We start from the raw sequence: 1,475 nt of genomic DNA on the forward strand, positions 1-1,475 counted from the left end.
AAGCCAGAACCTACACCCAAACAACTCGCCAGACTTATTCAAGAGCGACACCGGCGACGACAGGCTGCCACAGAATCCTGTCGGCGGAGGGGTGGGGAAATATGACAAAGTAGAACTAAGCCCCTCTCACTGACACCCGCCGCCAGACAGGCTTTGCGGATCAACAGCGAGGCATTCTCAGCTGTTTCGTTTTCATGAATTTCCCAGCCTACAATCTTGCGACTGTAAATATCCATCACCAGGTAGAGCCGATAGAACAACCCCGTTACGGTGGTCGCCAGGAACGTAATGTCCCAACTCCAGACTTCATTCGGCCCCGCTGCCTTGTAAGCGGCTGGTTTCGCGACTTTCCTCGGGGCCTGGTCTTTCCCGCGGTGGTGTATCATTATCCGGTAAAAGCTCGATTCTGATGCGATATAGATCCCTTCATCAGCCAATGCCGGTACGATCTGTGACGGAGGAAGGCTCTGATACGCTGCCTCGTTGCAGGTCTTCAGAATCTGTTGTCGTTCCTCTGGCGTCAGCTTGTTCGCAGGCGCCTGGCGTTCTGCGTCTGGGCGGCCATCGGCTTTGACACTGCCGTACTGGGTCCAGCGCCTATAGGTGCGCGAACTGATCTCTAGTTCACTACAGGCTTTCTTCTTTGACGCACCAGCCTCTACGGCTTCATTGATCAATTCAACAGCTCTACGGCGATCTGGGACATTGATCATTCTTCCTCTGTGCCCCCCCAGATCGCCTGGGCTTTTTTTCTTAGCACCAATAAGGCAGCGGTTTCTGCCAGCGCCTTCTCTTTCCGTTTGAGATCCCGCTCCAACTCCTTGACCCGCTTCTCATCCGCCTTGCGGATAGCTTTCAATTGTTTGTTTTGATGGCGCTCCCAGTCATTCGCCTGCTCACACGCGGCTCGCCACTCGCTGATCTGTTCGGCATACAGCCCTCGCTCATGACAGTAAGCTGAAACCTCGGCTTCATTCATTGAAGCCGTCTCGACAACCGCTGCAAACTTATCAGCTGCACACCAGCCCTTTGGCGTGGTATCTCCATCCGGCATCAAACGACCTTCAGCACGGGCGGCCTTTCTCCAGTTGTACAGTGTCCCTTCGCTGATCCCTTCTTCTTTTGATATCTCAGGGATCGTTTTGTTGTTCGGCGGAAGCATCTTCTTCAGAACCGCTTCTTTCCGCTCTCTCGGGTAACTCATTTCCTACTCTCTCTGCCCACTCTCAATGATTATTGAAGTCCCATTCTACTGGGTGGACAAGTATCCTGACAGAGGGGGCCTCCCAATGACTGGACGCCACGTTTGGACGCCTACTTTGCTTCCCCTCTGGCGTTAAAAAACAGCAAACGGATGAAATATTCGGGCGTGCGTCCTGAAAGCTGTGTGCTTTCCAAGTGGGTGAAAGGCCCGCCTCTCAAACCTGGCCGGGAGAGAGTAACCGAGTCTTGCGTGCGTGTCGGTAACGGCAGGT

2 protein-coding genes are annotated in these 1,475 nt (G+C 53.9%); both read right to left on the bottom strand.

Annotated features, from left to right (window positions below; genetic code table 11):
• Positions 1 to 38: 38 nt before the first annotated feature.
• Positions 39 to 677, bottom strand: coding sequence for a DDE-type integrase/transposase/recombinase (locus ACOCD2_RS19700; protein ID WP_374114972.1), 639 nt, complete (start codon positions 675 to 677; stop codon positions 39 to 41).
• Between the two features lie 32 nt (positions 678 to 709).
• On the bottom strand, positions 710 to 1,204 hold the full coding sequence (locus tag ACOCD2_RS19705) for a transposase (RefSeq protein ID WP_293675176.1): 495 nt from the start codon (positions 1,202 to 1,204) through the stop codon (positions 710 to 712).
• Between the last annotated feature and the right edge of the window lie 271 nt (positions 1,205 to 1,475).

Origin of the sequence: Thiolapillus sp. (assembly GCF_048562965.1) — a bacterium.
GTDB lineage: Bacteria > Pseudomonadota > Gammaproteobacteria > Chromatiales > Chromatiaceae > Thiolapillus > Thiolapillus brandeum_A.